Below are 26630 nucleotides of genomic sequence, written 5' to 3'. Positions count from 1 at the left end.
GCGTATAGGCTATTTCTCTCCTCTCATAGAGGAGGGTGAGAGGGTTTCGTTGTCTGTCACGCGTACGGGGACCCGCTTGCTGACGAATCCTGGCGGGTCGTTGGGGAGGAGAGCGTTTGGCAAAAACTCCGCCTCTATTATTGAAAGCCGATGTCTGCGTGTCTTGAGTTTCGGCGTTATGATTATCTAGGAGGCCGGCGTTTCTAACTCCTGTAGTGTTCTTCTACGAAGCGGTCGGCGTATGGGCCTTCGGGTAGTAGGGGCTTTGAGATGATGCAAGCAAGGCTTTCCGTGGACGACTTGCGGGATGGCCCCTAGCCTCCCCTCATACGGCGAGGCCGGCGGCTCTGGCATACCCAGAGCCAGCAAAACTAAGCCGTCGCGGAGGCCAAGCGTTTGGCCTATATCGCGAGGCCGCGATTCGTTAGCGATGATGCGGCATCCCCTGGGGGCCGTGTTTTAGATAATGTTCGGGATCCTTCTCGAATGCGTCTTTACACATAGGCGAACAGAAGTAGTAGACTTTCCCCTTATATAGCATCTTGTATTTAGCCGTGGCGGGGTCCACCTCCATGCCGCATACGGGGTCTATTTCCTTAGGCATATACACAAATCATTATTAATATAAAAGTGTCGCGAGGCCGCGATTTCGCGAGCGCGAGGCCTTGTGGGGGCGCCTATCCTCTAAGCCTCCTCCCGCCGTCTACTGGTATAACTGCGCCGTTTATCCAACCGGCCTCGTCCGTCAACAGCCATATCACTACCTTGGCCACCTCCTCGGGCGGGGCTTGGGGAGCGCCTAGGCGAGGCCTCTGGTACTGCCTCCCAGGCGCGAAGTCTTTAGACATGCCTCCCGGGGCCACTACGTTGACCCTAATCCCCCTGTCGATCAGCTCGGCCGCGAGGGACTCGGCGGCTTTGGCCACCGCGGCCTTGGCCGCCACGTAGGCTATGTGTTTAGGCCACGCCGCATATGCGCCGCCGATGGAGGAGACCAACACCACGGAGGAGCCCTCCGCCATCAGCTTCGAGAACGCCTTGACGGCGTAGAGGTGGGCCTTGAGGTTCCTGGCCAACATGTCCTCTAGTTGTTCGGGCTCGAGCTCCTCCACGCCCCCCGCCACGTATCCCCCAGCGGCGACCACGAGGCCGTGTACGGCGTCGAAGACCTTGGCCGCCTCCTCCGCCGCCCTCTTAGCCTCGGCCCAGTTGGAGAAATCCGCAACGCCCGTATACACCCTCCCGTATGGGGACATGGCGCGTGCCAACTGGGATAGGAACTCCTTGTTTCTCGCGAAGCCGTATACTTGCGCCCCCTCCCTTAACGCCAAGTACACTACGGCGGAGCCTAGGCCGGGGCCCACGCCCACCACTACTAAGTTCCTCCCAGCTAGCCTCATATACGCCTGTGCGAATTTACTTTTAGTTCTTGACTCCCGGCCCAGCCGCCTGGGCGAACGAGATGTATTCCCTGCGCGAGCCATTTCGGAGGCCCCGGCCGATTGCCCCCTTGCCCCTCATCCCGATCGGCCGCCGGCCTATCCTCGGGGCGGTCCGCGGCTCGCCGGGGAGGAGGCGCGCCTCAGCCCCGCTCGACCGCGGGCGCCTTTCGCAATACTTGAGCCCTAACGCGCGGTGCTATCTCGCCCGTCCCGCTCGGCTACGCGTGAGCCGCGGCTAGAAGACCTTCCAGCGCCCTGTCTCGTTGCCTCCGCCCACTATATCGACAAAAAATAGAAAGGGAAAAAGGCGTTTATTCCTGTCCCTTAGCGGCCGCGCACTGGCCCAGTCCCTTTAACACGGATATGAAGAAGCCTAGCCCTCTCTGTACGTCCGGATCCCTCAAGGCCGAGAGCAGCCCCATCAATCCCACCTGTTTATTGGTCTCCGCGGCGGCTATGGCGTGGGTTAAGCAGTCGAGCTTAGCGGGGTCTTGCGAGAGGTTAACGCCGGCGAGCAACGCCACGTTTTGTATCTTGGCGATGTTCTCCATGAACTCGCGGGACAACAGCCCCTCCGTGATGAAACGGAGGGTTGGCCGCCGCGTTCAACAAGTCGTCCAATACGCCGCTCCTCTTGAACTCCCAGAGGGTCTCCACTAAGTCTTTCATCACGTCGATCTTCTCCACTATGGCGGCGAGGGAGTTCTGCACCTTGGGGTCCTCCAGTAGTTTCAGCAGCTTCTCCTCCGAGCTCATAGCCCGCACCTCATCACTCCCCATATAGAGTAGTTGGTCAAGTCCTTCAGCCTCGCGAAGAACCCGCTCGCCGGCGGCATCACCGGGCCGTACTCCGTGGTGATCCCTGCCTATAGGCGGAGCTTCGCCTCCAGGACTGGGGAGGCGTTGAAGAGGATATTCTTGCTTATACACGTTGACCGCGTCGGATAGAATGGTCTTGCTCCTTCTTATTCCACTGGGGGATCTGGATAGCCCTCTTGGGCCGCCTGTCGATGATAATCCCGCCGGAGCAGTTCGGCGTGCCGAAGGAGCTCCACGAGGCTATTGCGCATTATGTGGGCGGCGCCGCCGGCGTCGTCGCCCTTTTGGGGGCTCGTGGTCCTCCTCGCGCGCAGAATCGCTAGGCCTGACGTGAGGAGGTTGGGCTTTCTAGACGATTGGTTCTAGCGTTGCTACTGGCCCTAGTAGCTCTTGGCGACTACCAGACGTTGGCGCTCCATCCGCCCTACATGGAGGCCATCTCGCCGTGGTTGCAGGCGATTTTGACCGGAAACCCCATGGCTGGAGTGACCTACATTGCGGAGGCCAACGTAGTCGCGAAGGTACCTGCTCGCCATAGTGTTCATGGCGTATGTGCCTCTGGGGAAGATGATGCATCCGTTTTCGTTCTTAGCTATGCCGACGTTGTGGAAACCCCCTACCGTTCTATATGGATATTTACTTGCACATCTTAAACAAAAAATAAATAATTAAAAGAGTAAAGATAATATTATTCATTTAGTACTTAAAAGAATCGCTAAAACATTTGACTTTTACATAGTTTATAGGTTAAATTTATATAGCTTATTTATCGTATAAATATGCCTATGTTTCCCTCGCTGGATCATAACGAGAAGTTGATTCTGGGCTACATCGCGTTAAAAGGTCCTATTACTATGTACCGCGTCGCCAGGGATCTCTCCTACCATTTTTCTCATACATATAGAAAGGCGGCCAAGCTGGAGAAACTCGGGCTTATTAGGAAGGGGCCGCTCGGCAGAGCCGCCCAGTACGAGGCCACTATTTATGGATATATGTATTGCTACGCGAACGGGATAGAGCCCAAGGAGGTTTTGTTGGCAAAGATCTCTAAGTTGCTGGGCCTCAGCCACTTCACGTTGGAGGAGGTGGAGGGCTTCTTGAAGTTCTACCTCTCCATAGCCGATAACCACGCCCCTGTCAACGGCTTCTTGACAATGACCTCATACATACTCGAAAAATGTAATTGGGATCCCATGTCTTGTCTGAACGGCGGCTCCAAGGAACAAGTGTTGACCAGTAGGGTGATCTCGTACGGCATAGTGTCTCTAATCAAGCGCATTTACAACCACAACGTAATAGTGGCTGATGACGACTACTTCGTGGTGTTCGACACGGAGAAGTGGAGAATCGTGGCGGCTCATTGCAAGCTCTGCGGCAGGGATAAATACTGTAGCCTAGACCCGTGCCCAACTCTTACTAAAAAAGTAGAGCTGAAGCTCAAGGCCTTGCTCGGAAAGAGCCCGTTACCCAAGCCTCAATTAATAAGTTTTAAGAATTACATGGACCCGTAACTTATGCCGAAGACGTTAGTGGATTTTATCCCCGCCCTTAAGGAGTACGTTAAACGGGTGGGCACGCCTTGCGACTTACGAGGCGAGCTAGTCCTCTGGGACGGCTTGTTTCTGGGCGAGGAGTTCATATCAAGCAGGGGGCGGTGCCTAAAAGCGCCGGATCTGGCGGAAGCCCTCCGCGTCACGGCGACGCCGTTTTGTGTGGAGAAGAAAAGGAGTAAAGTAGGGCCTCCGTATCTAGAGTACTTCTCTTCCCGGGACCTCGCCGTCTTGGCCGCCGTGGGCGAAGACGGCGTATACTTAGTGGAGAACATAGACGGCTCCGTGAGCTGTTTACGTAAAACCGATATGAACCCCGACGATTTCATACGCGTCGTGGAGACCCTCGCCAGATGGCTCGAGGTATTCCGCGAGAAGAGACCTCCGCATGGCCGAGATGTGGCTAAGGCTTTGTAAAACCAAGTCGATTCTAGACTACAGGCCCGTTGTGTTCCTAGAAGGACTGGGGCCCTACGTCGAGGTGCGCAACAAAGACGGCAGGAGGGCCGTGGCAAGGGCGGTGGAGGGCCCGTGTAGGGGCGTGTCCAGAGAGATCGCCTACCTCTTATACCCCTACTACGGCTGGGAGAGGATGGACGTAGAGGCCGAGTTCCACGTAGAGCCTGCGAGCCCCCCGGAGGCGACTAGGGTTGTGATGAGGGTCCCCTTCGGCATAACGGAGCAAGTAGTGAGGAGGCAACTGGCCGGCTTCCCCGTATACGAAGGCGCCGTGGCTTTGGAATACCTAGAACATATAGAATTCGGCGAGGTGGTCCACGTGGAGCCGCAAGCCTTCTCTGTAGTGGGGGATAACACTAAGTTCAGGCTCGTGGAGGTCCCCGTGGATCACGACGTCGTCGTCTATATGCGTAGGTAATCGTTGGCCCCGCCCTCCAACAATATATATCGAAGTCGAGGTATGTACATGAGTCGCATAAAATACATAATTAAGGGCGTTTGGACACACGACGGGGCCGGGGTGAAGCTCTTCCGAGTCTTCGGCGGGCTTGAGCTGGCCGAGTTGACAGACCCCTTCCTCCTCCTCGACCACTTCGGCTCTCGGTATCCGCATGAGTACATCATGGGCTTTCCTTGGCATCCCCACAGAGGCATTGAGACAGTGACCTACTTGCTGAAGGGAGAAGTGAAACACGCAGATTCCACCGGCGTGGAGGGGGTAATTAGAACTGGCGACATTCAGTGGATGACCGCGGGAAGCGGCATATTCCACGAAGAAATGCCGCGCCCAGCAAAAGTCAAGCGCGGCGATATGGAAGAGGAAGACCCCGAGGTATCGGGCTTCCAGCTGTGGGTGAACCTCCCACGGGCGAAGAAGATGACGGACCCCCGTTATAAAAACCTAAGGAGGGAGCTGGTGCCGAAAATTGCCACAGATACGGGAGCCGAGGTGGTTTTAATTGCAGGCAGGGTCTACGAGCCGGGGACTGGGGTTGTGGAGGGCCCGGCATCGGATCTACACGTCCCCGTAGTCTACATGGACGTGAGGTTGCAGGAGGACACGTCCTTTACTTTTAACGCAAGAGAGAGCCATACAGTGCTGGCGTATGTCTACGAGGGCCGGGTGTGGCTAAACGGAAGAGAGGTGGGACAGAGAGAGCTGGCGATCTTCGACAGAGAAGGCGGAGAGGTAGTGGCCAAGGGCAAGGGGAAGTTCCTCCTCCTCTCGGGCGAGCCGCTGGAGGAGCCAATAGCGTGGAGGGGGCCCATCGTGATGAACACCTGGGAGGAGATATGGGAGGCGTATAGAGAGTTGCGGGAGGGGACTTTCGTAAAGAAGAAGGCGGTGGAGTACGACTACTTTAAATGATCTGGCTAGCCACCGAGGACGGGCTATACCGGGTGGATAGAGGCAAGGCAGAGGGGGTGTGTTGTCCTGGGACTTGGCTAGTGGACGGCGTGAGACGGGGGGAGGGGCTATACCTCTGCTCGCCAGACGTGGGGGTTTTAGACGGCAAGGGCAGAGTCTTGCTCAGAGGCGAGTGCTGGGCCTTGAAAGAAGTCGAGGGGCGCCTAGTGGCCTCCCTAGGCGGGCCCCGGCTAGTGGACGTAGAAAGCGGCAGAGAGCTGGGGGACTACTCCGCAGTGGGAAGGGAGAGGGGGTGGTACTTCCCCGAGCCTCAGTACAAGCCTCACTTCACCGACTTGGCCAAGTTCGCGGGCATGTGGGTCGCCTCTACGGAAGTGGGGGATTTAATGACGGGGCCTTCGCTGGGCGAGCTGAGCCCAGCCCCCCTATACGCAGACCAACACGTGATGTTGATAGCGGGTAGCCGCTTGTTGGTGGGGACGGCCTCCGGGATTTATCACACGGAAGACCTCCGCGAGTTCGAGGAGACCAACGGGGCCTGGGGCTATATACACGGCTTGTTGAAGTGCGGAGAGCTATATGTGGCGCAGGAGATGTCGCCTAGGCCCCTTTGGGTTTCTAAAGACGGCGTAGTGTGGGACAACCTCCCCCTAGTGTTAGAGAGCCCCACTTTCGGTTCTACAAATATTGCATGTCTGGGCAGCCGCTTGGTCTATGCATCCCGCCGGGTGTATTACATAGACCTCGCAGAGTGGAAGGCGGAGCCGCTTGGCGTAGAGGTGCCGAGAGTTTATAAAATTATATAAATATATACAAAACGAGTTTTTCATGGTTCTGAAATACGCCACGTTGGCCGCATCTAGTTTAAAAGATGCCGAGGAGTTTTATAAGAAGATCCTAGGCCTAGAAACGAGGCTCGTGGGCGATGTCCTCTGCGTGGGCGACTGCGTTTTGAAAATCGTGGAGGGGACCGCCGGACACCCCCAAGGCACTTTCCCGTACCACGTGGCGCTTAGGTTGCCGGATAGGAGGGGCTTGGGCGCGGTTCTGCGCAGAGTTTTAGAATTCGAAGAAGTAGTAGAGGGCTTCGCAGACCACTTAGTATCAGAATCCATATACGTCAGAGATTTCGACGGCATTGGGGTAGAGCTCTACGTGGACAAGCCCAGGGAGCAGTGGCGAATAGACGAGAGGAGGCACGTGGTCATGGACACCCTCCCCCTAGACGTGAGGCGCCTTTTGTCTGAGGCGGGGCCTTCGCCCGGGCGGCCCGCGCTGGGGCATGTACACATGAGGACCGACAAAGTGGGCGAGGCCGAGCGCTTCTACGCCGGGCTTGGATTTAGGGTAACTGGCAGATGGATGGGCGCGGTGTTTATGGCATACGGCGACTACCACCACTTAGCCTTCAACGCGTGGCCTCTCCAGCCGCCGAGGAGGGGAGCGGGGATTGTGGAAATCGGCGTCGAAATAGCTGTGGATTCGACGGATCCCTTGGGGGTTAGGGTGAGGGGGCCGTGATCCCGCCGTGGCTAACCGTCAAGGCCGGGGACTACGAGAAGATAAGAGTGTGAGAGAGGCGCTTGACAAATACGGCGTCTACACAGTATGCGAGGGGGCTAGGTGTCCCAACATCTTCACCTGCTGGGGGGCACTGCCACTTTTATGATCCTGGGAGAAGTCTGCACAAGGGCGTGTAGGTTCTGTGCTGTAAAAACCGGCAACCCCCGGGGGTTTGTAGATTTTACAGAACCTCTAAGAGTGGCGGAGGCTGTGAGGGGCTCGGCTTAAGGTACGTAGTGATAACCTCCGTGGATAGAGACGACTTGCCGGACGGCGGGGCCGCCCACTTCGCGTCTACTATAAGGGAAGTGAAGCGGCTATCCCCCGGCGCTGTGGTAGAGGTGTTGACGCCGGATTTCGTCCGAGAGATATGCCTAAGATGGCAAGCGCAATTACTATGGGATCCGCGGAGCCGCTAAGTGCGTAGACCATGAAGCTCGAGGCGGCGCTCAAGATGTAAATAGAAGCCGAGAGAGCCACGGCGAATCTCAGAGGTAGGCCTGTTAATAAGTTTAACACGGGGACCAAGACCCAGCCGCCCCCAGCCCAAAGGCCCCTCCGATGAATCCCGCTAAGAAAAGCGCGGCCCCGGTCGGTTTAAGCCTCTTTGCTCTATACCTCACCACCCCGTCTCCTTCTCTATATTCGCCCAGAAGTCCAGGCCTCATGGCCCGCTTGTCAACATCCGAAGACTCCACAAGCTTCGGCTTTACTGTTAACATTATAAAAATTATAAAAATAAGGATAAATCCTAGAGATATTCTCACCAACGCCTCGCCTAGGGAGCCAAAGGCCTCGACCAAGCCGATCCCAACTACGGCCCCGACCACGGTGCCCAGCGACGTGAAACTAGCTATAAATACCAAAAAGTTTAGATTCATAAATCCTGTGTTAGCAAAACGACGACCTGCAAATATAGATGTAGTCATAGCAAGGGCAAGCCCTGCAGCTCTCACCACGTTGGAATTTATATTTGAAAAGCTAGAATAAGCGGAGTGAATAACACGCCTCCGCCCACCCCCGACAAAGCGGCAACTACGCCGATTGAAAAAGAGGCTAGGAATAGGAAAAGCTCGAAATATATGAAGTCCATCGCCTACGGCGGGATAATGTGTATCACTGGGGATATCCTAAAGCTCCACTGCCCAGTCTTGGGGTCGCGGCGGACGTGCGTAAAGACGTGCCAATTCTCCTCGTCGATATAGGGGTAGTCGGCGTTTAGGTAATAGCCGCGGGACTCCTTCCTGTTCATCATGGAGAAGGTCACCGCCTGCCCCACTATGAGGCGGTGGTACACCTCCCAGACGCGCAGGAGCTCGTGTAGCGACGCAGCCGCCGCGTAGCGGAAGTCCTCCTCCAACATCTTGAGGAGCTCCCAGCCGCGGTTGAGCAAGTACATGTTCGTGGTGTAGAACATGCCCCAGCCCGCCACGTACTCGTCCATGATCTTCTGCAGCCTCACCAACAGCTGGTACCAGTTTAGGTAGTTGGGGTGTATCTCAAACCAGTTGGTATACTGCGGCGGCATATCCGGCGTCGTCGTCAAGGGCTTGTTTTTGTGGTACCACTCCAACGGTCTATACACAATCTCCTTGTAGCGCTCGATAGTGTCGTTGCTCACCACCGGCTTATAGTCCTTCCCTGCGCCTAATAATACATACCTCACCGCCGACTTTCCGGCAATACGGCCCTCGGTGAAGGAGCCAGAGGAGAATTTGTGGCCGCTTGCGCCCACGGTGTCACCCGCGCCGAAGAGTCCCTCCACTGTCAACATCCTATTTGGACCCCACTTGTACTCCTCAGGCGCTATGTCCGGCGGCCCCGCGGCCCACATGCCAGCAGAGGAGCCGTGGCTCCCCTGTTGATATGGCTCAGTGGGCATGAGCTCAGACGGCGTCTTCTGCGGGTGGATGTTCTGCGAGGCCCAGTAGAGGGCTTGCGTCGGTGTCATGTCCAAGTAGTCCTCGAACAACACCTTGAGGGACTCCTCGTCGGGGAGCCTCTCTTGAGTCTGCATGAGGTCTGGCCCTCGCCCCTCCCTTAGGTTCTGGATAGTGACCCAAGTCCTTATAGGCGTGGGCGTGGGCCTGGCGTAGGCGTAGTCGTAGAAGATCTTAGCCAACTTCACCTTCTCTTCGTCGGGCAAGGGCTCCCACTGTTTACCCTTAACGTCAGTGGACCTCATCTTGAGGAGAAGGTAGGGAAAGCCCACGGGGCCGTAAGCGTCTTTGAAGCGGACTACTACTAGCCTAAATTCAAAGTTCACGGTCTCGGCGCCGGCGAGGAGGGGTATGGCATATGCCGATCCGCTGGCCCAGGTGGGGTACCAGGCACGACCCAGCCCCTCCCCCACGCTCCTCGGCCTGTAGAGAAGCGAAGTGCCCCCCGCCGCCACTATGACCGCCTTTGCCTTAAAGACGTAGAAAGTCCCGTCCCTAACGCCGAAGCCCACCACCCCCGCAATTCTATTCGGCTTCTCCTCGTCGAGGAGCGGATGGGTGACGAAGACCCTTTCATATACCTCGTCGGCGGATTTCTTACACGGCTCCGCAATTATCGCCTTGTAAGACTCGCCGTGGATGGGGTGTTGCCAGCGGCCTGTGCGGAGGTACTTCCCCGTCTTTGGGTCTCTCCACAGGGGTAGGCCCCACTCGTCGAAGAGCTTTATTGTAGACGTCATGTGGCGGGCTATGTCGTATACCAAGTCCTCTCTCACCACGCCGAGCAGGTCGTTTCTGACGTATTGCACAAACTCCTCCGGCTTGGGGTCGTCGGGGTCTGTGGAGAAGACGCCCAGGTTGGTGGCGCTGAGCCCCATCCCCACCGCGCCGCTCTTCTCCAAATTGGCCTTCTCCACGAGGGTCACTTTGCACTTGCCCCTGCACCAGAACTTGGCCTCAAACACCGCGCCGCAGCCGGCCATCCCGCCGCCTACTACTAAAATATCAGTCTCGACGACCTTTGTGGGGAAGTGAAGTGCGGACATACTACTTCCCGCCGGCCTTGGCCTTTAAGATGCTCCCCACAATTCTCACCATCTGTTTAGGCCTAGGGAGCTCGGGGAAGCCCAGGTACTCCGGCTTGTCCTCAAGTGCGAGGAGCTCGGAGTCTAGGTCTTGCCTCTCCGGGAAGTCCAAGGCCCCCTTGGCGGAGCCCCAAGGAGTGGTCCTTATCGGCGAGGCGAAATCGTACACGGTCCCGTCCCTGAAGACGATGCGCCAGTATATGATATTCTTCTTGGTGTCGCGGACGACGCCCACCCTAGCGCCAAGGGGGGCAAAGTCGCTATAGGGCCTCACGTCTACGGCGTGTTCTGGACAATACTTAACGCAGTTCATACACTCGGCGCAACTGACGGGGTCGGCGTTATAGGCCTTTCTAATTTTCGGATTATATTGCATATTATCGGCGGGGCATATGTCAACACATTTACCGCAACCCTTGCAGAGAGAGGCATATACAAATGTAGGCATATTCCGGACCGAGATTGTGATAAAAAAAGATTTGTTATCTACATTTTGGGAATAATGCTTTTTTAGCATCAAACAGCGTACGCCAATGCCGGTGGAACAATGCGGCATCTATACTTGTGTCGCGAGTCCTGTTGGGTGGTCCGTCGTCGACGTCCTCGCCGCGATTACGGTGTTGTGGATAATCGCGACGTTCGTGTACAAGGGCGTTAGGCAGTTCAACGTAATGCGATATCCCCAGATCGAGATCATGATACCCTACCCCGAATGGGATAGAAGGCTTTTGGCGAACAAGCCGCCGATCGGCGCGGGCAAGGCCGTGGCCTTGTTCTTCAAGACGCTTTTCGTAGACGTCTTGGCCATGAACATCTTGAAGTGCGAATACGGCCGCTCTGAGGCGGAGTTGGTGAGGACGAGGGGGATTAAGCGGGCGGCTAAGTTGTTTATGGTGTGGGGCTTCGTCTTCGCCGCTATTTCCACCACGATAGCCTACTTCACGTTCCCCAGAGACATGATAGTCCTCGACCTCACCCACCCCGCCAGGATCGCGGGTATGTTGGGCGGAGTCCTGATGATAATCGGCGCCTTGATGTGGATCTCAGTGCGTTATAAAGAGGTGAAATACGCCGGGCGGTTTACGCCGAACCGTTGGGAGTGGACAGGCGCCGATTATTTGCCCCTCATGGTGTTATTACTGGGCGTCTCCGGATTTGTTCTACAAGCGGCCATATACGTGTGGGCATATAGCTCCTCGACGGCGGCTACGGCCTTCCTCTATTCCGCCATCCACTTCCACGCCGTATTGGTGGCCGCCTTTTTCTGGCTCTTCTTCTGGACGAAGGCCGATCACATCATATACCGCTTCTTCTGGCGTATTTACGAATACGCAGACAAGGAATTCGCCGGGGCCAACACCAGGCTTCCGCCCACTACTCTAAAACCGTTGAACAGAACCGGCAAAGAGATCCCGCCCGGGTATTAACCCTCTTTTCCGTCCTCAACTCTGCAGAGGCGGACACAGCGCGGAGTGGTTCTGCCCTAGGCACGCACTGCCTTCTCGCGTCCAAGCATAGAGTTTTCGCCTCAGCGAAAAGACTAAACGAGGCGTCCTCGATACTTTAGTCGATCCCCCTCGCCGCGGCCCAACTCGTGCGCGTCGTGGCGCCATCCCTCCGCAACGGATTTCCCCAACCGAACCGCATAGAAGATTTGACGTAAAAATAGAGCGGTAGCCGAGCGGCCTTTCCCGTCGGCTTTCTTCTCGAGGGCCTCTACTACGAAACTTTTTATATATCGACTTATCGGTTTACGATGAAGGCCATTGTTGTTGAGGACTTGGTCAAGCGCTACGGGAAAGTGGAGGCGTTGAGGGGCATCTCCTTCGAGGTGAACAAGGGGGAGATCTTCGGCCTCTTGGGCCCCAACGGCGCGGGGAAGACCACTACCATAAAGATCCTCACAGGGTTGACCAAGCCCACATCGGGCAGAGCGTTTGTGGCAGGCTTCGACGTAGTGGAGAAGCCCGCCGAGGTCAAGAAGAGGATCGGGTGGGTGGCCTCAGAGGTCATCGTCGACGACGAGTTGACCGGCTGGGAGAACTTGGAGATACAAGCCGGTTTGGCCAAGGTCAAGAACTGGCGCGAGAGAGCCGCCGAGTTGTTGAAATACTTCGGCCTCCTCGAGGCCGCGGACCGCCCCGTGGGGAAGTACAGCACGGGAATGAGGAAGAGGCTCGAGGTGGCCATGGCGCTCCTCAACGCCCCGGAGATCCTCTTCATGGACGAGCCCACCGTGGGGCTGGACGTGGGGGCTAGGCTGGGCTTGTGGGAGGTCATAAGGCAGATAAACAAGGACTTCGGCGTGACTGTGTTGCTCACCACCCACTACATGGAGGAGGCAGAGGAGTTGTGCGATAGGGTGGCCATACTGAACAACGGCAAGATCGTCGCGTTGGACACGCCCGACGGGCTGAAGTCCAAATACGGCGTGGACGTGATAGAGCTGGAGGTCGAGGGGCAAGTCGACTTATCGGCGCTGAGCGCCTTGGGCGAGGTCGCTGTCAAGGACGGGAGGGTCTTGATAAAGACCAAGAACGCCGAGGAGAAAGTGGCCGAGGCCGTGAAGGCGGCGGGCCAGGTGAGGAGCGTGAGGGTTAAGAAGGTCAGCCTGGACACTGTGTTCGTCAACTTGACGGGCGCCACGATAGAGGGGGAGCAAGCCGATATAAGGCGCCTCTACGCAAGGGTCAGGCTGGCCAGGCGATGATCCCCGAGCTCTACTCGCTCTACAAAAGGGAACTGCTCAAGCTAATCCGCAGCAGATTCATGTGGGCTATGATAATAGCCCAGCCTCTCATGTGGATGATATTCTTCGGGAACAGCCTAGCGGGGCTCCCCAGGGGGTTCCTGGCGCAGTATTTCGGCGTGGAGAACTACTTGGCCTTCATGTTGCCCGGCATGATCTCCATATCCATGATGTCCACGGGGATGTTCGCCTCGATGAGCATCGTGATGGATCGGCGTCTGGGATACCTCAAGAGGGTCCTCACGACGCCCACCCCCCGCTCGGCGGTCTTCTTGGCGAAGGCGCTCGGCGGCATGACTAGGGGCATCGCCATGGTCCCCATAATATTAGCTCTGGGGGCGGCCCTCGGCGTCCAGTACAAGGTCAACTTCGCCGCGCTCGCCGCGTGGCTAGTGGGGCTCGTGGCGCTCGGCGTGGGCTTCTCGGCCCTCTTTGCCGTGTTCACCGCCAACACCTCCGACGTCCACGCCCCTGGCGTCGTGGCTAATTTCATAACGATGCCGTTGATGTTCACCTCCACGGCCATATTCCCCAGCCAATTCTTCCCCAGTTGGCTCAAGGCGATAAGCGACGTGAACCCCCTCACCTACGCCACGGAGCTCGGGAGGGAGGCGCTGATATACGGCGCTCCGCCCGACGCGGGGGCTCTGGCGGCGTTGTTGATATTCGCGGCCGTGACGGGCATCGCGGGCGTCGTTGTCGTCGAGATGCGCCTATCGCCTGACTAGCGCGGCGCCGTGTTCGGTCGATCCCCGAATCGCGAAGCCGCCATGTTCGTGGACCTCCACGAGGACATAGCCTATTACTTCTTGACAGCCGCGGATCCGCCGGCCTTCGACGTCGACGCCGAGGGCAGACAAAGCGATTTGCCCAAGCTCAAGCGGGCCGGCGCCGAGCTGGTCTTCGCCTCGGTCTTCCCCTTCGTCAACGCCTACGGCTCCCTCTCGCCGAGTTTGGAGCTGGCGTTGGACGAGCTAAAGGCGTACTACTCGATCTCGGAAAAACACGGCGTGAGGATCGTGGAGGGACGCGGCGATTTGCACGCGCCGGGCTTGAAGCTCCTCTTGGCCCTCGAGGGCGCCGACGTCTTGCGCTCCGTCGAGGACTTGCGGTTGTTCTACAAGCTCGGCGTCAGGGCCGTGGGGATTACGTGGAACGTCGACAACAAGTGGGGCCATTCGTGTTACTCCAAAAAGGACAAGGGGCTCACGGCGTCGGGGCAAGAGCTGGTCGAGGCGGCCCAGAAGCTCGGCGTGGTGGTGGACTTGGCCCACGCCAGCAAGCGGACTGCCCTAGACGCCATCGAGGCCGCCAAGAGGCCTGTGGTGATCAGCCACGCCAACGCGGCCGCCGTGGCGGCCCATCCGAGAAACGTGGACGACGAGGTCTTGAAGGCCTTGGCCGACAACGGCGGCGTTTTGGGGCTCACCTTAATACCCAAGACCATAGGCGACGACCCCTCGCCGAGGTCTCTCGCGAGGCATGCTAAGTACGTCAAGGAGAAATTCGGCGTAGAGGCGCTCGCGATAGGCACCGACTACTTGGGCATACCCGCGGCGCCCCCTGGCCTCGAGTCCGTGGACAAGATAGGCCGCCTCCTCGACGCGTTGAGGGAGGTGGGCTTCACCGAGGAGGAGGTCGAGGCCGTCGCTTGGCGTAACGCCTATAGGGTGTTGGCGGAGGCCCTCGCCTAGCTGCGCGGTTATCCCCACGCCTCCAACAAATATATCTTTAGGATCTCGCCCGGACCCGCCCTAAATCCTACGTAGGCCGGCGCGGCGGGGCTCTGGCACCCGAACCTGGCCAATATGTTGCCGTAGGCGTTTCTTATGATCACATCACCGAGGCCTTGCAACGGCCTGAGCTCCACGTATCGGCTGCCGGGCGGGCTTGCGCCGAAGATGCAACCGGACGTAGAGCCTCGCCAATACACGCCGAAGGACGGCGTCAGCGCAGAGGTAAACACGGCGTATGTCCCGACGCCTGTGAAGTTAGCCACATACGTCAAGGCGCCGGAGACTAGGGGGACTACGGCATATCCCCCCGACACCAGCAGATAGTTGTTAGAAACCCAGACGTTTCCTCCAGCTATCCAACCGCTGGGCGGAGGACATGCGCTGTACGTAATCGATAGATTGTCCCAAAAGACCCAAAAGTCGTCTAAAGTCCCCGGACCGTTATACGCAGCGTCCACTACGCCGAACGCTACGCCGACTATCGCCCCGGGGATGTCGCCGAGCTGTATATTCCAGCTATACGTATTGCCGCTGGACATGGGGCCTAGATATTTGAAGTAGTACTGCGTAGTGTTCGTACACGTGTTTACGCACACCAGGGAACCTGGGCTGATGAACGAGCTGACTATGGCAAAGGGAGCGCCATCTGTACGATAGTATATATATTCTCTATCGGGTTTTCCATCCCCGTTGAGGTCCACCGCCACAGACACAAAGGCCGCGTTGTTCTGGGCATCGGTAGAGTTTCTTATGTAGAGGCCCAACACAGATATAGACGTACCGGCCGCCGGGATTTCTTGCGGAAGCCAGTACTGCGCCACGGCGTAGCCGTAATCGGAGGATACATTGCCGGTGTTGCCGTAGGCGTCGACCTCCGTGGCTAAAGACGGGGGACTGGCGGGGCTCAAGGTAAGAGAGATATAGACGCTGCTATTAGGCGCGCCGTGAGTATACGGCTTAACATTTGGCGGAAGTGCACACGCGCGGAAGTTGTCCACCCAGCCCCTCGTATTTCCATACGGTGAATATATGACCACCGCAAGCCCCACTACGTAGCCGCTACTATACGTCGTCAAAGAGACGGGGGTCCACGTTTTTGTCGGAAAGGACGTGCCGAGGAGCACCGTTCGGTTCTGCAAGGCGTAGCCGTATATGACGCTGGATAAGGCGACAGGGTTTCTGCCGTTCACCGAATAGTAATAAATCACCTCCAAGTCGGGTTTTCCATCGCCATTTAGGTCTATGAAGAAGTTGAGCTGTATATAGTCGCTACCAGTTATGGCCGCTTGCATAAAGATCTCGATAGAGTAAGTCGACGAAGCCAGCTGAGGCCCCATCCACTGGCTGACGTTTATGAAGACAGCCCCCCACCCATTTTGGCCTTGCAAATACACTGAGGGGGGCGGATTACCCGTAGTGTTGTCGTATCGAGCTACGGAGTTTTTACCGCTCGTATAGAACTTTACCCAGCTGACGGGCGTGTCGAATCCCCAGCCCTTACATGAGGCGGAGAAATCCTCTATGTACGTGCTATTACCGCAATAGAAAGTCCATTGCGCCAACTCTCTCATCGGCTCGGCTGTGAAGTTCACAAGTTGTTGTACGTATACACCGCTTTGGTTAAACCAAGCGCAGGCCAACACGGAGTATCTAGAGGTGGCGACGGTGTACCAATTAAGCGGCGCGGTGAGCGGCGTGTACGGGCCGGCGTCTTGGCTCTGGGTTATCTGCACCGCGTTGCCCAACGCGATGGCGTAGACGCCGGAGCCCGACCTGCCGATTGCCTCCAGCTTGCCCTGCCAGCTGGCGCCTCTAGCCGCGAAGGCTCCCACCGTGTACAGCTCTGGCCAGCCGGGCATGAACTTCATGTAGTAGTAGGTCACGTTATACGCGCCCGCGTATTGGAACCAAGCGTTGGCCAACGGGTACAACGAGGAGTTGAAGACCTTGGACGCGGGGGACAAAGTGGCGTTCACGACCCATTTAGCGTTGTTCGCGAAATACAAGGCCGCGTAGATGGCAGCTCCCCCGAGCGCTAAAAGGGCGAGGAGCGCCGCGTTGATCGCGGTCCGCATCACATAGCCGCCATGAACTCCAGCTTCTCCCTATCCTCTGGGGAAAGGACGGCGGGGTCCACGGAGGCTAATATCACCTCGGCCGCCGACTTGGGGTTCGCGTAGTAATACGTAAATGGCCCTATTTTAATCGAGCGGAGCTTCCCCTCCCTCTCCAAGACGTACACGTGCCACTGCACGGACCCCCACGACTTCCCGACGGCCTTCACTATCTGCGACAGAGTGGCGGCGCCCATCCTCTCCACCACCCGCAGAATCTCCATACGGACGGGGTCTTGGGCCGCGGCCCTCTTGACCCTGGCTATAATGGGGAGGAAGGGGGCGGCCAAGAGCTCCCTCCTACTGCTGAGCAGATGGCTGAGGCCCGCTACGGCGAGCGTGCCCACGGCCGACGCTAGGATGGGCGCCTCGGGGGCCGGCGGCTTGGGCGGCGGCGGGGCGTAGAGGCTAACCGAGATGACGCCTTGCAGCGGCGCCGGCTCAAGGCCTTTATTCACACACGCTATCGTCACCGTCGCGGGCCCTTGCACCGTCAAAACCCCCGTGGCGTTACAGATCGGCGGAAGCGACGCGGTAATTACGGCAGTGGAGTTGGCGGGCACCGCCACTGGGAAGAGCCAAACGGACAGAGGGACCAAGATCAACGCCAGCGTCACGTTCATACGAAAAACGGATCTCCCAGCCCTAGCGCCTTGGCCACCGCCGCTAGTATAATGATATAGATCCAGGCCGCCGTTGCGAAGAGGTACATGGTCCATCTCTGTCTATACATCCCCCAATATGTATATACAATAGAGGTGAGCAGAAGCGCCAAGGCCAAGAGGTAGGTGAGGCGCAAGTAGAAGAGGCTCCATTGTAGTACTAGAAGCGTGAATATAAACCCCGCCACGAAAGAGGCCAAAACCCCGCTCCACACAACGAAGGTCACGGGCTTAGTGTAGTAGTAGAAATATATCAAGGGGGCTAACGCCACGATGGCCCCTCCGGCCGCGGAGAACAACACCATCTCGACAGGCTCCACGACTATATTTCTAGCACTATTTAAAATAACCATAGGCTATAGCTCCCCACCGCCAGCGCCGCGATGTACAGGGCGAATAGATATACATAGGGCGCGCAGGACAAGACCGCGAGGTCCAAGTCCTTTCTGGTGGGCCTAAGCGCTATGTGTATTTGTATCAACTGAGCCGCTACCACGAGAGCCATGCCGACCATGGCGGAGAGCTTCAAGGACGACACGCCGCCGTAGGCCGCGGTGAGCCACGCCGCGTATACATTAGCCGTAGTGGCGAGCACCAAGAATGGCACCAAGACGTCTCTGTGCTCGAACAAAGCTTGCGGGGAGACCCCCAGCTCCTTGGCCAACTCCCCCTCAACGTACACCCGCCCGAAGGCCACCGCCATCCCGACCGCAACCCCCACGATGACGACTACCCAGTTCATGGCCCCCACTTCCCTAACGCCTCTCTAGTAACGGACAACACGGTCGGCCATCCGCCCCACTTGCCGCTGGGGTCCGCGACTACGTATATCGAAATCCAGCCGGAGGGGACTCCGCAAGGCGGATTGCAAGCGTAATACGGCCTCTCGCCGCTCACCCAGTACGTGATGTTGCCTTTGTAGATCCAATAATTCCCCGCCTTGAACGGCCCCGCCGCGTCCACGGGCTTGAACAAGGAGACCTCCGTGGTCAATAAGACTGAGAGGGAGAAGTCGAAGTGGAGGACGGCGCCCCACATGCCCACAGGCGTGTTGTAGACGTAGAGGTATAGCTTGTACAGCCCAGCTTGCGCCGTGGTGTAGTTGATCGCCCTGAGCTCCGTCTTGAAGGTCGTGGAGTTCGCCGCCGTCGGCGCGTCGAACGCAGGCCCACCGCGCCCCGGCACCAAAACGCCTATCCTCGCCCTAAGCGGAGGCGGCTCCTGCACCGACACGCCGCCGAGGTTCGCACAAGGAGCTTTATATATATACAACGTAGATGTGTCGTTTAGATATATAAAGACGCCGTATCGTTCAATACCCGACGCCGCGGGGGCGAAGACGGGAGGCGAAATCCCTTGTTCTAGCTCTGTATAATAGGCCTTATCGATGAGGAGGACCGAGTTGTTGTACACGAAGACGCAGCCGGTCATCGGCAGCCTCAAATAGGGCCTCTCCCAGATGTATAGTTGCCCGTCTTGATCCACTTGCACGAACTGCCACCCGGAGCCGTTCAGCTTCACCGCGACTCTCTCGGGCGCGTCGGGATACCAGTCTATCAACTTAACCTTCAACTCCACTGCGTCCCGCAAGCCGGAAGGATATGTGAAGTTCACCCAACAAGTCCCTTGGAAGCCCGGAGGGATCGACAAGTCGATGGGGTAGACCCCGGGAGAGCCCCCTACGTAGCCAGGGGCCACTGCGCCGCACGTCGACGAGACGTAGACTTGCGCTGGGTAGAAGAGCGTGAGCTCCAACGCCTCGGGATAACGCCAAGGCCCATAAGGAGAGCTGTACAAGTACAGGGTTTTGTTCGAGGCCCCTACGTAGAAGAGGGACGAACCTATTTTCACGTCCCCGAGAGGGCCGGATCTGAACACGTAGTCGCCTCCCGGGGCCGTAAGTGCGATCAAAAATATAAGAGAGGGCAAGAAAAAAATCAACATCCTTTTTACGCTAGACATTAATTTTACGAAGTTTGCATTTGTACGTTCACTTGGTACGTGGCCAACACGGTCTTGCCGTTACGGGCACTTGACGGCAAATTGGGGTCTATCAAGAGATAGACCCCTGCCGACGCGCATTGGCCAGGATTGAGCGTCACCGCGGCGGACTGGGAGTATGTGGTGGCGCCCACAAAGCCCGCGCCCGGTTGCATATACGGATTTGTCCAATAGACATAGAAGGCCTTGACGTAGCTGCTATAATTTCCGGAGACTTGTCCTACGTATACTAGTTTAGCGGTCACAGGCGTCGGTCCGTAGTAGTTGCACACCCTTATCACATCTGTGTAGTTCGTGGGATCGCCCGTGAACCCGATCACCGAAATCCTAGTTATGTTGTAGCTCGTGTTGGGGTCGTAGTAGTAGCTCACTTTCACGTACGAGCCATTGGCGATGCCGACGTCGCTGCCGGCGTACTTCATGACGGGGGGCAACGTGGCGTTCACGAGCCAGTACGTGACGTTGGTGAACGTCACCGCGGCGGCTACAAACGCAGCTATCGCTAAGGCCGTAAATATCGTTAATAAGTACTTTTTCCTCGCAATCATTATAACGCCAAAGCTCGCCCATATATATATCTTACGTAGTGAAATCTTCACGTCTCCGCGGCGTTCGCCGAGCCTGTATGCAACTCTGGAGCCGAGCTCGAGGAGCGCCGCATCGATTGCTGACGTCGAGCGCACGTCTAGCGCTCCTCGGCCCGCGGCGCCTCGGGCCTACGCAACGCCTACGCGTCGCGATGGGCTTGACGACGTTATAATCGCCGATTCGGCCTACCGGGGACTTCGTGATGTCGCCTACACCTGGCCTCGTACGCCTCGGCCCCTCCCACGAGGATTCGGGGGCCGTCGGCCGGCCTCCCGTCGATAAGCCTCTGGGTCCTGGTGGCGGGCCTCCCGCAGATCTTGCACACGGCCGTCAGCGAGATCACCTTGTCAGCATAGGCCATGACCCTCATGGTGGTCTCGAAGGGCTCCCCCCTATAGTCCAGGTTGAGCCCGGCGGCTATCACGAGCTTCTCGTACGCGAGCTCGTCCAACACCTCGGCGAGGGATTGCGGGAAGAATTGAATTTCGTCGACCGCCACTACGTCGTGTTTAGCCCCCTCCCTCGCTATCGTCCTCACGCCGTCTTCGTCGTTGGGGACCACCAAGGCCTTGAGCTTGAGCCCGTTGTGGGAGACCACGGAGGACGCGTCGTAGCGCGAGTCGAGGGCCGGCTTGAATATCACGGCGCTCCTCCCAGCTATGATCTGCCTCTCCACCAGCCTGATCAGCTCTGTGGTCTTCCCCGCGAACATGGGCCCGACTACGACGACCAACACGTTCCGCCCGCGAGCGCGTTTAACGATTTAATCTTCAATTTAGGAGATAATATGGAACGACAAATGGCCAAGGCCTTGGAGGAGCTCGTCTTGAGGCCTCTAGGCGATATAGAGAATAGCGCTGAGGGGATTCTGGAGGCCTACGCCGAGCAGTTGGGCGTCCAGAGGCCCAAGGTGATAGCAGTCGCGATCCCCTTGGACGAGTGCGGGGGCGGGCAAGGGCCTTGTAGATCGATCCTGGGGGCGTACGAGCCGGGAGTGATAAGGATCTATTACAAGGCCGGCCTCGACACGTTGTTCCACCTCTTCGCCCACCACCTACAAGCCGCCGAGCTGGGCGATAGGTTCTTGGCGCTCAGGAGGGCCGAGTCGGAGAGGCTTCCCTGGGAGCTGAGGCCTCTCGAGATCTCGGCGGCTTTGAGATCGGCGCAGTTGGCCAGAGGGGCGCCGCCAAGGGTGAGGCGCATCTGGGAGGAGGAGATCAAGCCGAAGATAAAAGAGCTCGACGAGAACCTCGCCAGGCTGAGGGCCGAGCTCGACGTCCTCTACAAACGGCTCGAGGCATACGCGAGGCCCTAGACGGCGGTTACACGTAGCCGTTCGCCGACAGCTTGTCCACGACCCATCTCCACATCTCGTAGCCCTTGGGCGATATCGCGAAGTAGAAGAAGGCGGCCGAGAGGCCCAACAAAACGGCCGAGTAGACGTCGGCGGCGGCGTACAACGCGCCCGAGAGGGCCGGCAGATAACGGGCGGCCACGGCGAGGCCGAAGGGGGCCGTGCTCAACCCTAGGGCAAAGAAAAGGGCCAATACCAAGACGAATTGCCTCAACGAGAGCCTATATGTGGACTGAGCCACGTCGAGCTCCCTAATCTGCGGCGCCTCGGCGTAGGCCGACACGATCCACCCAAGCGCCGGCGCGTACAACGCGGCCGAGCCCAACGCCACGGCCAAGTAAACCGCCGGCCTGAACCAGAGGCCCTCCAACGCGTACGCGACGATCCAAGGGCTCGTCAATACGGCGGCCAACGCGGTCGTGGCCGATATCTTGTACTTGAAATACCGAGCCGGGTCCGAGGATAGGCTTATCCACAAGCGCTCCCTCTGCGGAACGCCCGAGGAGCCTGCGAGAAGGATGACGAATACTAAGTAGAAGGAAAAGCCCGCCGAGAAGGCGAGGAGAGGGCCTTGATCGCCCATGTAGGCCGCCGCGAAGTAGTAGGCCGCGGCGCCTACGGCCGAGACGGGGAGGAAGACCTTTATGGCGTTGACCCTGCTGGCGTACGCCCCTCGAGGCGCCCTGAAAGACGGCGATTTGACCGTGACGGTCCAGACGGCCCCCCAGAAGCTCTTGGGCAGACCCGCCCCCTTGACGGATCCCGCCGCGGCGGGCTTGAGAAACGCCGGCCCTCCCAACAACTCGTAGGCGTTGGAGGCCAACTCCTCGACCGCCTTCCGAAGAGGAGCCGCCGACGCCAAGAACAAGGCCAAGTCGTACGCCGCGTATAGGGGGCTGGGCTCGTACAAGCCGTAGAGCGGCGAGAGGGCCGGCATGTAGACGCCCAGACCTAGCAAGACGATGAAGGCGGGGGTGATGATATAGCCGTATAGCCTGGTGTAACTCGCTAGATACATCATCGAGGAGATAGCGCCGACTAGCGACAACAAGCTCACAGCGTAGTAGAGGGCGTCTAGCCCGCCCTTGACCGCCGCGAGCGTATAAGCCGACAAGACCAAGAAGTACATCAAGCCGTCCGCCACTGATTTCATCAAGAACACTTCCAGGGGTTTTACGGGCGTCGTGAAGACGAAGTCCAAATCGGATTTTACAATCGAGGCGCCGCCGGCGGCCGCGCTCAGAAACAAGGACATCACGATTACCGTGAGGTAAGGCAGCTCGACTACGTTGTGACGCCCCAACAAGCCCGCGATGAATATCAAGGCTAAAAAGGCCAAGAGCCACTTGGAGTACCGCATTTTCAGTTGAAAGTAGAGCGCCTTGAGGAGCCTCATCTCATCAACCTCGCGACCACCTCCTCTATCCTCTCGCCGGAGCCGGCCGCCAAATCGCGCAGCTCGGCCATGGACCCCCGCCAGACCACTACGCCTTTGTTTATGACGAGGACCTCCTTGGCCAACCTCTCGGCAATGGCCATTATGTGCGTGGAGACGAGGATCGTGGCGCCGTTGGCGTTCATTTCGTTGAAGAGCTTGATCACGGCCTCTTGGGCGGGTATGTCCAAGTAATTGAGGGGCTCGTCGAGTAGGAGGACTTTGGGGTTGTGCATTACGGCGAGGGCGATGGCCAACCTCTGCCTATTGCCCCTCGAGAGCGACGAGGCGAGGCGGTCCGCCAAGTCCTCGAGGCCCAGAGCCTTGAGCGCCTTGTCGACGGCCGAGTCGTCCAAGCCCCTCAACGCGGCCATGTACTCCAAGTTCTCCCTCACTGTGAGGTTGAGGAACGGCGAGGGGTCCTCGGGGAGATAGCCCATACACGCCTTGGCCTCCCTGGTCTGTCTCTGCACGTCGTATCCACAGACTCGGGCGGTCCCCTCGTCGGGCTTGAGCAAGCCGGCCAAGATCCTCAAGGTGGTGGTCTTCCCAGCTCCGTTGGGGCCTAGCAGAGCCGCCGCGACTCCGCACGGCACCTCGAAGCTGACGCCGTTCAGCGCGACTATCTTGCCGAAACGCCGTTTAAGGCCGCTGGCCGAGATACACACGCATCTACATTATGTTTTATATTTTGCGCCCTCGGCGTCCTCGTCGGCCTGTAGCTGTGCGCCCGCGCCCGAGGCCTCCGCCGGCGCTCCTCCAAGGCCTCGAGGCGTGCGGCCGTATCCGCCTCCCTCTAGGAAGCTCGCCGCGAAGCTCGAGGAGGCCTCCCGGGCCGAGGGCTAAAGCGCGACGAGTCGCCGCTAGGCGAGGCCGCTACGGGCTTAGGTCCATCTCGACGTACTCCTCTGCGATGATCTTGGCCTCCTCATACGACGCCTCGACTCCTTTCAACACCTCGGACCTCCCCCTGCACTTGACCACGACCACGGGCCTCTCCGAGATGACGGCTATCTTCCACCTAGGCCTCGCGTAGTCGGCGATTGTGCGGCCGGCGATCGGCTTGGCGTAGACCTCCCCCTCGGCCTCGGGCCTCTCGCCGCATTCCACAACTCCGGTCGCTACGTAGAACAACCCCTCCCTCCGCGCCAGTTTGTGGGATCTGTACAAGATGACGGCCGCCACGTGGGTGCATATGTCCCGCGCCCTCTTATGCCCCCACTCCGTCAGATAACAAGTACAATACCATCTGCCCTCCTTCGCAGAGAACCAGACTCGATATTCCGGGTATCGATCGCCGAGCTCGGGCCTCCCCTTGACCGTATAATAGCCGGGCCCTTCCGAGACGTCGCGGACCCTCGCCAAGGCCCTCTTGAGCCAACTCTTGGACTTGCCGGGGAATCTCCTCTTGAGGGGCTCGAGCGGATCCACAATATAGCAAATCCTTAAAATTATGCCCTAGCCTCCTCGACGTACCACTCCAACACCATGTCGTGGGCGTCTGCGAGCCTCAACGCTATCCTATACGCCGAGGCCCAATCCTCGAACTCCCCCGCCAACTCCCACCCCTCGTCGATGAGGTCTAAGTCCTCCTCCTTGCCCGTGACCAAGACCCTCCAAGTCCTCTCGTCAACGAGGACCCGGAACATGTATACGGGAAGTATACGGGTATTTAAGACCCTCAGGCGAGAAAACGCCCTCCTCTCCTGAGTACGTTTAAACTTTCTGCGAGCTCTTCCGTGTTAATTTTGCATTTTTAGAAATTGATTTTATTTCGAAAAAACTTCGCCACTATGCCCGAAAAGAGAATACCCAAGGGGACTAGAACCTACGAGAACCTCAAGATCGGATTCCAAGGGGAGTCCATGGCCAACAGGAGATACCTCTACTACGCCAAGTTGGCCAAGGAGAAGGGGTTAAACGAAATAGCCGAGGTCTTCGAGAAGACCGCCAACGCCGAGACGGGCCACGCCTTCGGCCACTTGATGTTCTTGGGCGTGGACCCCGTGGCCGAGATAGAAATAAACGACATAGAGGACGCGTTGAGGGCGGCCATATACGGCGAGACCTACGAGTGGACCCAGATGTACCCCGGATTCGCGAAGGTCGCCAGGGAGGAGGGCTTCGCCGAGGTGGCCCAGTGGTTCGAGACCTTGGCGAAGGTGGAGAGGCTACACGCGGGGAGGTTCAACGAGGCGCTCGATAAGTACTTGAGGTCCAAGGGCGTGAGGACCGAGGTCGACGACGAGGTGTTGGTGAGATGAAAGACTTAAGGGAGCTGGCCCGGTCGATCCTCCCGTCTAATCGTTATGGAGAGGTCAGGGACGAGGTGTTGGAGGCCGTAGCGCGCTACAAGGAGCGGAGATACTTGGACCTCTCGGACAGAATAACGCTACTCTTCGAGGACGCAGTGACTGTGTGGTTTCAAATCGAGGAGGTCCTATACATGGAAGGCGGGGAGGCCCCCGTCGACGAGGTCGTCAAGGCCTACGCCCCCATAGTGCCGAGGAGGGGGGAGATCTCGGCCACATTGATGGCGAATCTGTACGGAGAGGAGGAGCTAAGGACCTTGTTGCCCAAATTCGCCGGGATCCAAGACTCCTTGTATTTCACGTTAGACGGCAAAGAGGTCAAGGCCGCTCCGATATTCCCGGAGGACTACGCCGAGGACGCCTTGCCTCGTAGCGTACATTACCTCAAGGCGCCGTTGCCCGACGTCGAGAAGCTGGGGGTCGTCTTGAGGCATCCGGCGGCCTCGATCTCCGTGCGTTTAGACGACGCGGTCGTGTCGGCGATACGCAGATCTATGACCGCGGAGGAGACCAATTGGGCCTCGACAACGCGGACCTAGCGGCTCGCGCGTACTTCTTGGCCTTCTCGGCGTCGACGCCGTCTTTTCCTTTCACGTAGGTCCCCACGATGAAGCCGTAGGCGCCGGCGAACTTCTCGAGGTTCTCCGGCGTCGTGCCGCTGCCGACGTAGACAGGGAGGCCCGACGCGGCGGCCTCGGCCACGTGCGAGGGGTCAGGGGGCGAGCCCGTCCTCGAGCCGGTCACCACGACGGCTGACGCCCCTCCCCTCTCGGCGCAGTCCAACGCGACTTCCGAGATGGGCCGGTCGTGGAGCGGGGATCCGTGTTTCACGTGGACGTCCGCCAACACGGCGACGCGCGCCCTCAGCCTGGCCGCCACCTCGGCGACTTCTCTGGCCACGGGCTCCAAGATCCCCTCGGGCGCCGACACGACCTCGCACAGCGCGTTGGCTCTGATGAAGGAGCCGCCGGCGAGCGCGGCGATGGCCATCGCCTCGGGGGCGCTGTTCCTGAGCAAGTTGACGCCGACCGCTATCGAGACCGACTTGGCCACGTCCCGCGTTATCAAGGCCATGGCCGCCAGGGTCTCGGGCTCCTCGACCCTCGGCTTGAAGGGATAGTCGTTGAAGTTCTCCAAGATCACGCCGTCGAAGCCAGCCTCCTCGAGGACCCTCGCGTTCCTCACGGCGAACTCGACTATCTCCTCGAAACGCCCCTCATATCTCGGCGAGCCCGGGAGGGGCGGCAAGTGGATAGTGCCGACGACTCTCGGGAGGTTCATCTAGCCTCGATCCGTTTGACCTCGTACTTGGCGAACACGTGCCCGCATTGGGGACACCTCTTCACGACCAACGCGCCGTCCCTCACTACCTCCTCGTCGACGGACTTCCTGCAGACGGGGCAGTACCTCTTGGCCATGAAGCTGCTGGCCCTCGCCCTTTAAAGAGGACAT

Annotated in this window: 33 protein-coding genes and 2 pseudogenes; 15 read left to right on the top strand and 20 right to left on the bottom strand. The window is 58.4% G+C overall.

The genetic code is table 11. The features are described from left to right. Nucleotides 1-424: 424 nt before the first annotated feature. From ACZ5PA_RS08320 to ACZ5PA_RS08305, 4 genes are all read right to left on the bottom strand, one after another. Nucleotides 425-604: a YHS domain-containing protein gene (locus ACZ5PA_RS08320; protein WP_464929877.1), complete on the bottom strand. Its 180-nt coding sequence runs from the start codon at nucleotides 602-604 to the stop codon at nucleotides 425-427. Nucleotides 605-677: 73 nt separating this feature from the next. Next, complete coding sequence (locus ACZ5PA_RS08315) at nucleotides 678-1400, bottom strand: SDR family oxidoreductase (RefSeq protein WP_464929876.1); 723 nt, start codon at nucleotides 1398-1400, stop codon at nucleotides 678-680. A gap of 353 nt (nucleotides 1401-1753) precedes the next feature. Next, nucleotides 1754-1993 carry a helical membrane plugin domain-containing protein gene (locus tag ACZ5PA_RS08310; protein WP_464929875.1) on the bottom strand — a complete coding sequence of 80 codons (240 nt, stop codon included), beginning with the start codon at nucleotides 1991-1993 and terminating at the stop codon, nucleotides 1754-1756. After that, a complete protein-coding gene (locus ACZ5PA_RS08305) occupies nucleotides 1944-2198 on the bottom strand; it encodes a hypothetical protein (protein WP_464929874.1) in 255 nt (84 codons plus the stop codon). The genes ACZ5PA_RS08310 and ACZ5PA_RS08305 overlap by 50 nt, the downstream gene beginning before the upstream one ends. Before the next feature lie 33 nt (nucleotides 2199-2231). Here ACZ5PA_RS08305 and ACZ5PA_RS08300 point away from each other — a divergent pair, with 33 nt between their 5' ends. The 8 genes and pseudogenes from ACZ5PA_RS08300 to ACZ5PA_RS08265 form a co-directional block, all read left to right on the top strand. Continuing rightward, on the top strand, nucleotides 2232-2390 hold the full coding sequence (locus ACZ5PA_RS08300) for a hypothetical protein (protein WP_464929873.1): 159 nt from the start codon (nucleotides 2232-2234) through the stop codon (nucleotides 2388-2390). Nucleotides 2391-3040: 650 nt separating this feature from the next. Continuing rightward, complete coding sequence (locus tag ACZ5PA_RS08295) at nucleotides 3041-3772, top strand: hypothetical protein (RefSeq protein WP_464929872.1); 732 nt, start codon at nucleotides 3041-3043, stop codon at nucleotides 3770-3772. 3 nt (nucleotides 3773-3775) lie between these two features. Next, nucleotides 3776-4228, top strand: coding sequence for a hypothetical protein (locus ACZ5PA_RS08290; protein WP_464929871.1), 453 nt, complete (start codon nucleotides 3776-3778; stop codon nucleotides 4226-4228). Next, a complete protein-coding gene (locus ACZ5PA_RS08285) occupies nucleotides 4200-4688 on the top strand; it encodes a hypothetical protein (protein WP_464929870.1) in 489 nt (162 codons plus the stop codon). Before ACZ5PA_RS08290 ends, ACZ5PA_RS08285 begins: the two co-directional genes overlap by 29 nt. A gap of 42 nt (nucleotides 4689-4730) precedes the next feature. Continuing rightward, on the top strand, nucleotides 4731-5639 hold the full coding sequence (locus tag ACZ5PA_RS08280) for a pirin family protein (RefSeq protein WP_464929869.1): 909 nt from the start codon (nucleotides 4731-4733) through the stop codon (nucleotides 5637-5639). Further along, the gene (locus ACZ5PA_RS08275) at nucleotides 5636-6445 is read left to right on the top strand and encodes a hypothetical protein (protein WP_464929868.1); all 810 of its coding nucleotides are present in this window, start codon (nucleotides 5636-5638) and stop codon (nucleotides 6443-6445) included. Before ACZ5PA_RS08280 ends, ACZ5PA_RS08275 begins: the two co-directional genes overlap by 4 nt. Nucleotides 6446-6467: 22 nt before the next feature. Beyond that, complete coding sequence (locus tag ACZ5PA_RS08270; RefSeq protein ID WP_464929867.1) at nucleotides 6468-7160, top strand: VOC family protein; 693 nt, start codon at nucleotides 6468-6470, stop codon at nucleotides 7158-7160. Continuing rightward, nucleotides 7157-7561: pseudogene (locus tag ACZ5PA_RS08265) on the top strand (radical SAM protein); the annotation flags it as partial. The gene ACZ5PA_RS08270 and the pseudogene ACZ5PA_RS08265, both read left to right, overlap by 4 nt. On the opposite strand, the pseudogene ACZ5PA_RS08260 reads toward ACZ5PA_RS08265, so the two are convergent. The 3 genes and pseudogenes from ACZ5PA_RS08260 to aprB all read right to left on the bottom strand — a co-directional run bounded on the left by ACZ5PA_RS08260 (nucleotide 7500) and on the right by aprB (nucleotide 10675). Continuing rightward, a pseudogene (locus ACZ5PA_RS08260) lies at nucleotides 7500-8131 on the bottom strand (TSUP family transporter). The pseudogenes ACZ5PA_RS08265 and ACZ5PA_RS08260 sit on opposite strands and share 62 nt — an antisense overlap. 167 nt (nucleotides 8132-8298) lie before the next feature. Next, nucleotides 8299-10188, bottom strand: coding sequence for an adenylyl-sulfate reductase subunit alpha (aprA, locus tag ACZ5PA_RS08255; protein ID WP_464929866.1), 1890 nt, complete (start codon nucleotides 10186-10188; stop codon nucleotides 8299-8301). Nucleotide 10189: 1 nt separating this feature from the next. Beyond that, complete coding sequence (gene aprB, locus ACZ5PA_RS08250) at nucleotides 10190-10675, bottom strand: adenylyl-sulfate reductase subunit beta (protein WP_464929865.1); 486 nt, start codon at nucleotides 10673-10675, stop codon at nucleotides 10190-10192. 85 nt (nucleotides 10676-10760) lie between these two features. Between aprB and ACZ5PA_RS08245 the strand changes: the two genes are divergently transcribed. From ACZ5PA_RS08245 to ACZ5PA_RS08230, 4 genes are all read left to right on the top strand, one after another. Further along, nucleotides 10761-11654, top strand: coding sequence for a hypothetical protein (locus tag ACZ5PA_RS08245; RefSeq protein WP_464929864.1), 894 nt, complete (start codon nucleotides 10761-10763; stop codon nucleotides 11652-11654). A gap of 329 nt (nucleotides 11655-11983) precedes the next feature. Then, a complete protein-coding gene (locus ACZ5PA_RS08240; protein WP_464929863.1) occupies nucleotides 11984-12937 on the top strand; it encodes an ATP-binding cassette domain-containing protein in 954 nt (317 codons plus the stop codon). Continuing rightward, nucleotides 12934-13704: an ABC transporter permease gene (locus ACZ5PA_RS08235; RefSeq protein WP_464929862.1), complete on the top strand. Its 771-nt coding sequence runs from the start codon at nucleotides 12934-12936 to the stop codon at nucleotides 13702-13704. Before ACZ5PA_RS08240 ends, ACZ5PA_RS08235 begins: the two co-directional genes overlap by 4 nt. 42 nt (nucleotides 13705-13746) lie before the next feature. Beyond that, entirely contained in the window at nucleotides 13747-14670 is a 924-nt protein-coding gene (locus tag ACZ5PA_RS08230) for a dipeptidase (protein WP_464931239.1), read from the top strand. Between the two features lie 8 nt (nucleotides 14671-14678). On the opposite strand, the gene ACZ5PA_RS08225 is transcribed toward ACZ5PA_RS08230, so the two are convergent. From ACZ5PA_RS08225 to ACZ5PA_RS08195, 7 genes are all read right to left on the bottom strand, one after another. Further along, a complete protein-coding gene (locus ACZ5PA_RS08225; RefSeq protein ID WP_464929861.1) occupies nucleotides 14679-16787 on the bottom strand; it encodes a hypothetical protein in 2109 nt (702 codons plus the stop codon). Next, nucleotides 16787-17449 carry a transcriptional regulator gene (locus tag ACZ5PA_RS08220; protein WP_464929860.1) on the bottom strand — a complete coding sequence of 221 codons (663 nt, stop codon included), beginning with the start codon at nucleotides 17447-17449 and terminating at the stop codon, nucleotides 16787-16789. The genes ACZ5PA_RS08225 and ACZ5PA_RS08220 overlap by 1 nt, the downstream gene beginning before the upstream one ends. Continuing rightward, complete coding sequence (locus ACZ5PA_RS08215) at nucleotides 17446-17808, bottom strand: hypothetical protein (RefSeq protein WP_464929859.1); 363 nt, start codon at nucleotides 17806-17808, stop codon at nucleotides 17446-17448. The genes ACZ5PA_RS08220 and ACZ5PA_RS08215 overlap by 4 nt, the downstream gene beginning before the upstream one ends. Nucleotides 17809-17828: 20 nt before the next feature. After that, nucleotides 17829-18230, bottom strand: coding sequence for a hypothetical protein (locus ACZ5PA_RS08210; RefSeq protein WP_464929858.1), 402 nt, complete (start codon nucleotides 18228-18230; stop codon nucleotides 17829-17831). After that, nucleotides 18227-19339, bottom strand: a complete 1113-nt coding sequence (locus ACZ5PA_RS08205) for a hypothetical protein (RefSeq protein WP_464929857.1) — start codon at nucleotides 19337-19339, stop codon at nucleotides 18227-18229. Before ACZ5PA_RS08205 ends, ACZ5PA_RS08210 begins: the two co-directional genes overlap by 4 nt. 116 nt (nucleotides 19340-19455) lie before the next feature. After that, nucleotides 19456-20037, bottom strand: coding sequence for a hypothetical protein (locus tag ACZ5PA_RS08200; protein ID WP_464929856.1), 582 nt, complete (start codon nucleotides 20035-20037; stop codon nucleotides 19456-19458). Nucleotides 20038-20243: 206 nt separating this feature from the next. After that, entirely contained in the window at nucleotides 20244-20813 is a 570-nt protein-coding gene (locus tag ACZ5PA_RS08195; RefSeq protein ID WP_464929855.1) for a thymidine kinase, read from the bottom strand. Nucleotides 20814-20864: 51 nt separating this feature from the next. Between ACZ5PA_RS08195 and ACZ5PA_RS08190 the strand changes: the two genes are divergently transcribed. Continuing rightward, nucleotides 20865-21392 carry a hypothetical protein gene (locus ACZ5PA_RS08190; protein WP_464929854.1) on the top strand — a complete coding sequence of 176 codons (528 nt, stop codon included), beginning with the start codon at nucleotides 20865-20867 and terminating at the stop codon, nucleotides 21390-21392. 7 nt (nucleotides 21393-21399) lie between these two features. On the opposite strand, the gene ACZ5PA_RS08185 is transcribed toward ACZ5PA_RS08190, so the two are convergent. The 4 genes from ACZ5PA_RS08185 to ACZ5PA_RS08170 form a co-directional block, all read right to left on the bottom strand. Beyond that, complete coding sequence (locus ACZ5PA_RS08185; RefSeq protein ID WP_464929853.1) at nucleotides 21400-22827, bottom strand: hypothetical protein; 1428 nt, start codon at nucleotides 22825-22827, stop codon at nucleotides 21400-21402. Beyond that, complete coding sequence (locus tag ACZ5PA_RS08180) at nucleotides 22824-23534, bottom strand: ABC transporter ATP-binding protein (RefSeq protein WP_464929852.1); 711 nt, start codon at nucleotides 23532-23534, stop codon at nucleotides 22824-22826. Before ACZ5PA_RS08180 ends, ACZ5PA_RS08185 begins: the two co-directional genes overlap by 4 nt. Nucleotides 23535-23742: 208 nt before the next feature. Beyond that, nucleotides 23743-24297 (bottom strand): hypothetical protein, encoded by a 555-nt coding sequence (locus tag ACZ5PA_RS08175; protein WP_464929851.1) that lies wholly within the window; start codon nucleotides 24295-24297, stop codon nucleotides 23743-23745. A gap of 20 nt (nucleotides 24298-24317) precedes the next feature. Further along, entirely contained in the window at nucleotides 24318-24515 is a 198-nt protein-coding gene (locus ACZ5PA_RS08170) for a hypothetical protein (RefSeq protein ID WP_464929850.1), read from the bottom strand. 144 nt (nucleotides 24516-24659) lie between these two features. On the opposite strand from ACZ5PA_RS08170, the gene ACZ5PA_RS08165 reads away from it, so the two are divergent. Beyond that, nucleotides 24660-25130: a rubrerythrin family protein gene (locus tag ACZ5PA_RS08165; RefSeq protein WP_464929849.1), complete on the top strand. Its 471-nt coding sequence runs from the start codon at nucleotides 24660-24662 to the stop codon at nucleotides 25128-25130. Continuing rightward, a complete protein-coding gene (locus tag ACZ5PA_RS08160) occupies nucleotides 25127-25717 on the top strand; it encodes a DUF3501 family protein (RefSeq protein WP_464929848.1) in 591 nt (196 codons plus the stop codon). Before ACZ5PA_RS08165 ends, ACZ5PA_RS08160 begins: the two co-directional genes overlap by 4 nt. Here the strand turns inward: ACZ5PA_RS08160 and ACZ5PA_RS08155 are convergent. Both ACZ5PA_RS08155 and ACZ5PA_RS08150 read right to left on the bottom strand, forming a co-directional pair. After that, nucleotides 25671-26459, bottom strand: coding sequence for a BtpA/SgcQ family protein (locus ACZ5PA_RS08155; RefSeq protein ID WP_464929847.1), 789 nt, complete (start codon nucleotides 26457-26459; stop codon nucleotides 25671-25673). The two genes, ACZ5PA_RS08160 and ACZ5PA_RS08155, sit on opposite strands and share 47 nt — an antisense overlap. Next, nucleotides 26456-26596 carry a hypothetical protein gene (locus ACZ5PA_RS08150; RefSeq protein ID WP_464929846.1) on the bottom strand — a complete coding sequence of 47 codons (141 nt, stop codon included), beginning with the start codon at nucleotides 26594-26596 and terminating at the stop codon, nucleotides 26456-26458. The genes ACZ5PA_RS08155 and ACZ5PA_RS08150 overlap by 4 nt, the downstream gene beginning before the upstream one ends. Nucleotides 26597-26630 lie beyond the last annotated feature (34 nt).

It is taken from the genome of Thermoproteus thermophilus, from assembly GCF_055392855.1.
Note: the sequence above shows the minus strand (reverse complement) of the source record. Positions and strands in the feature narration are given on the sequence as shown.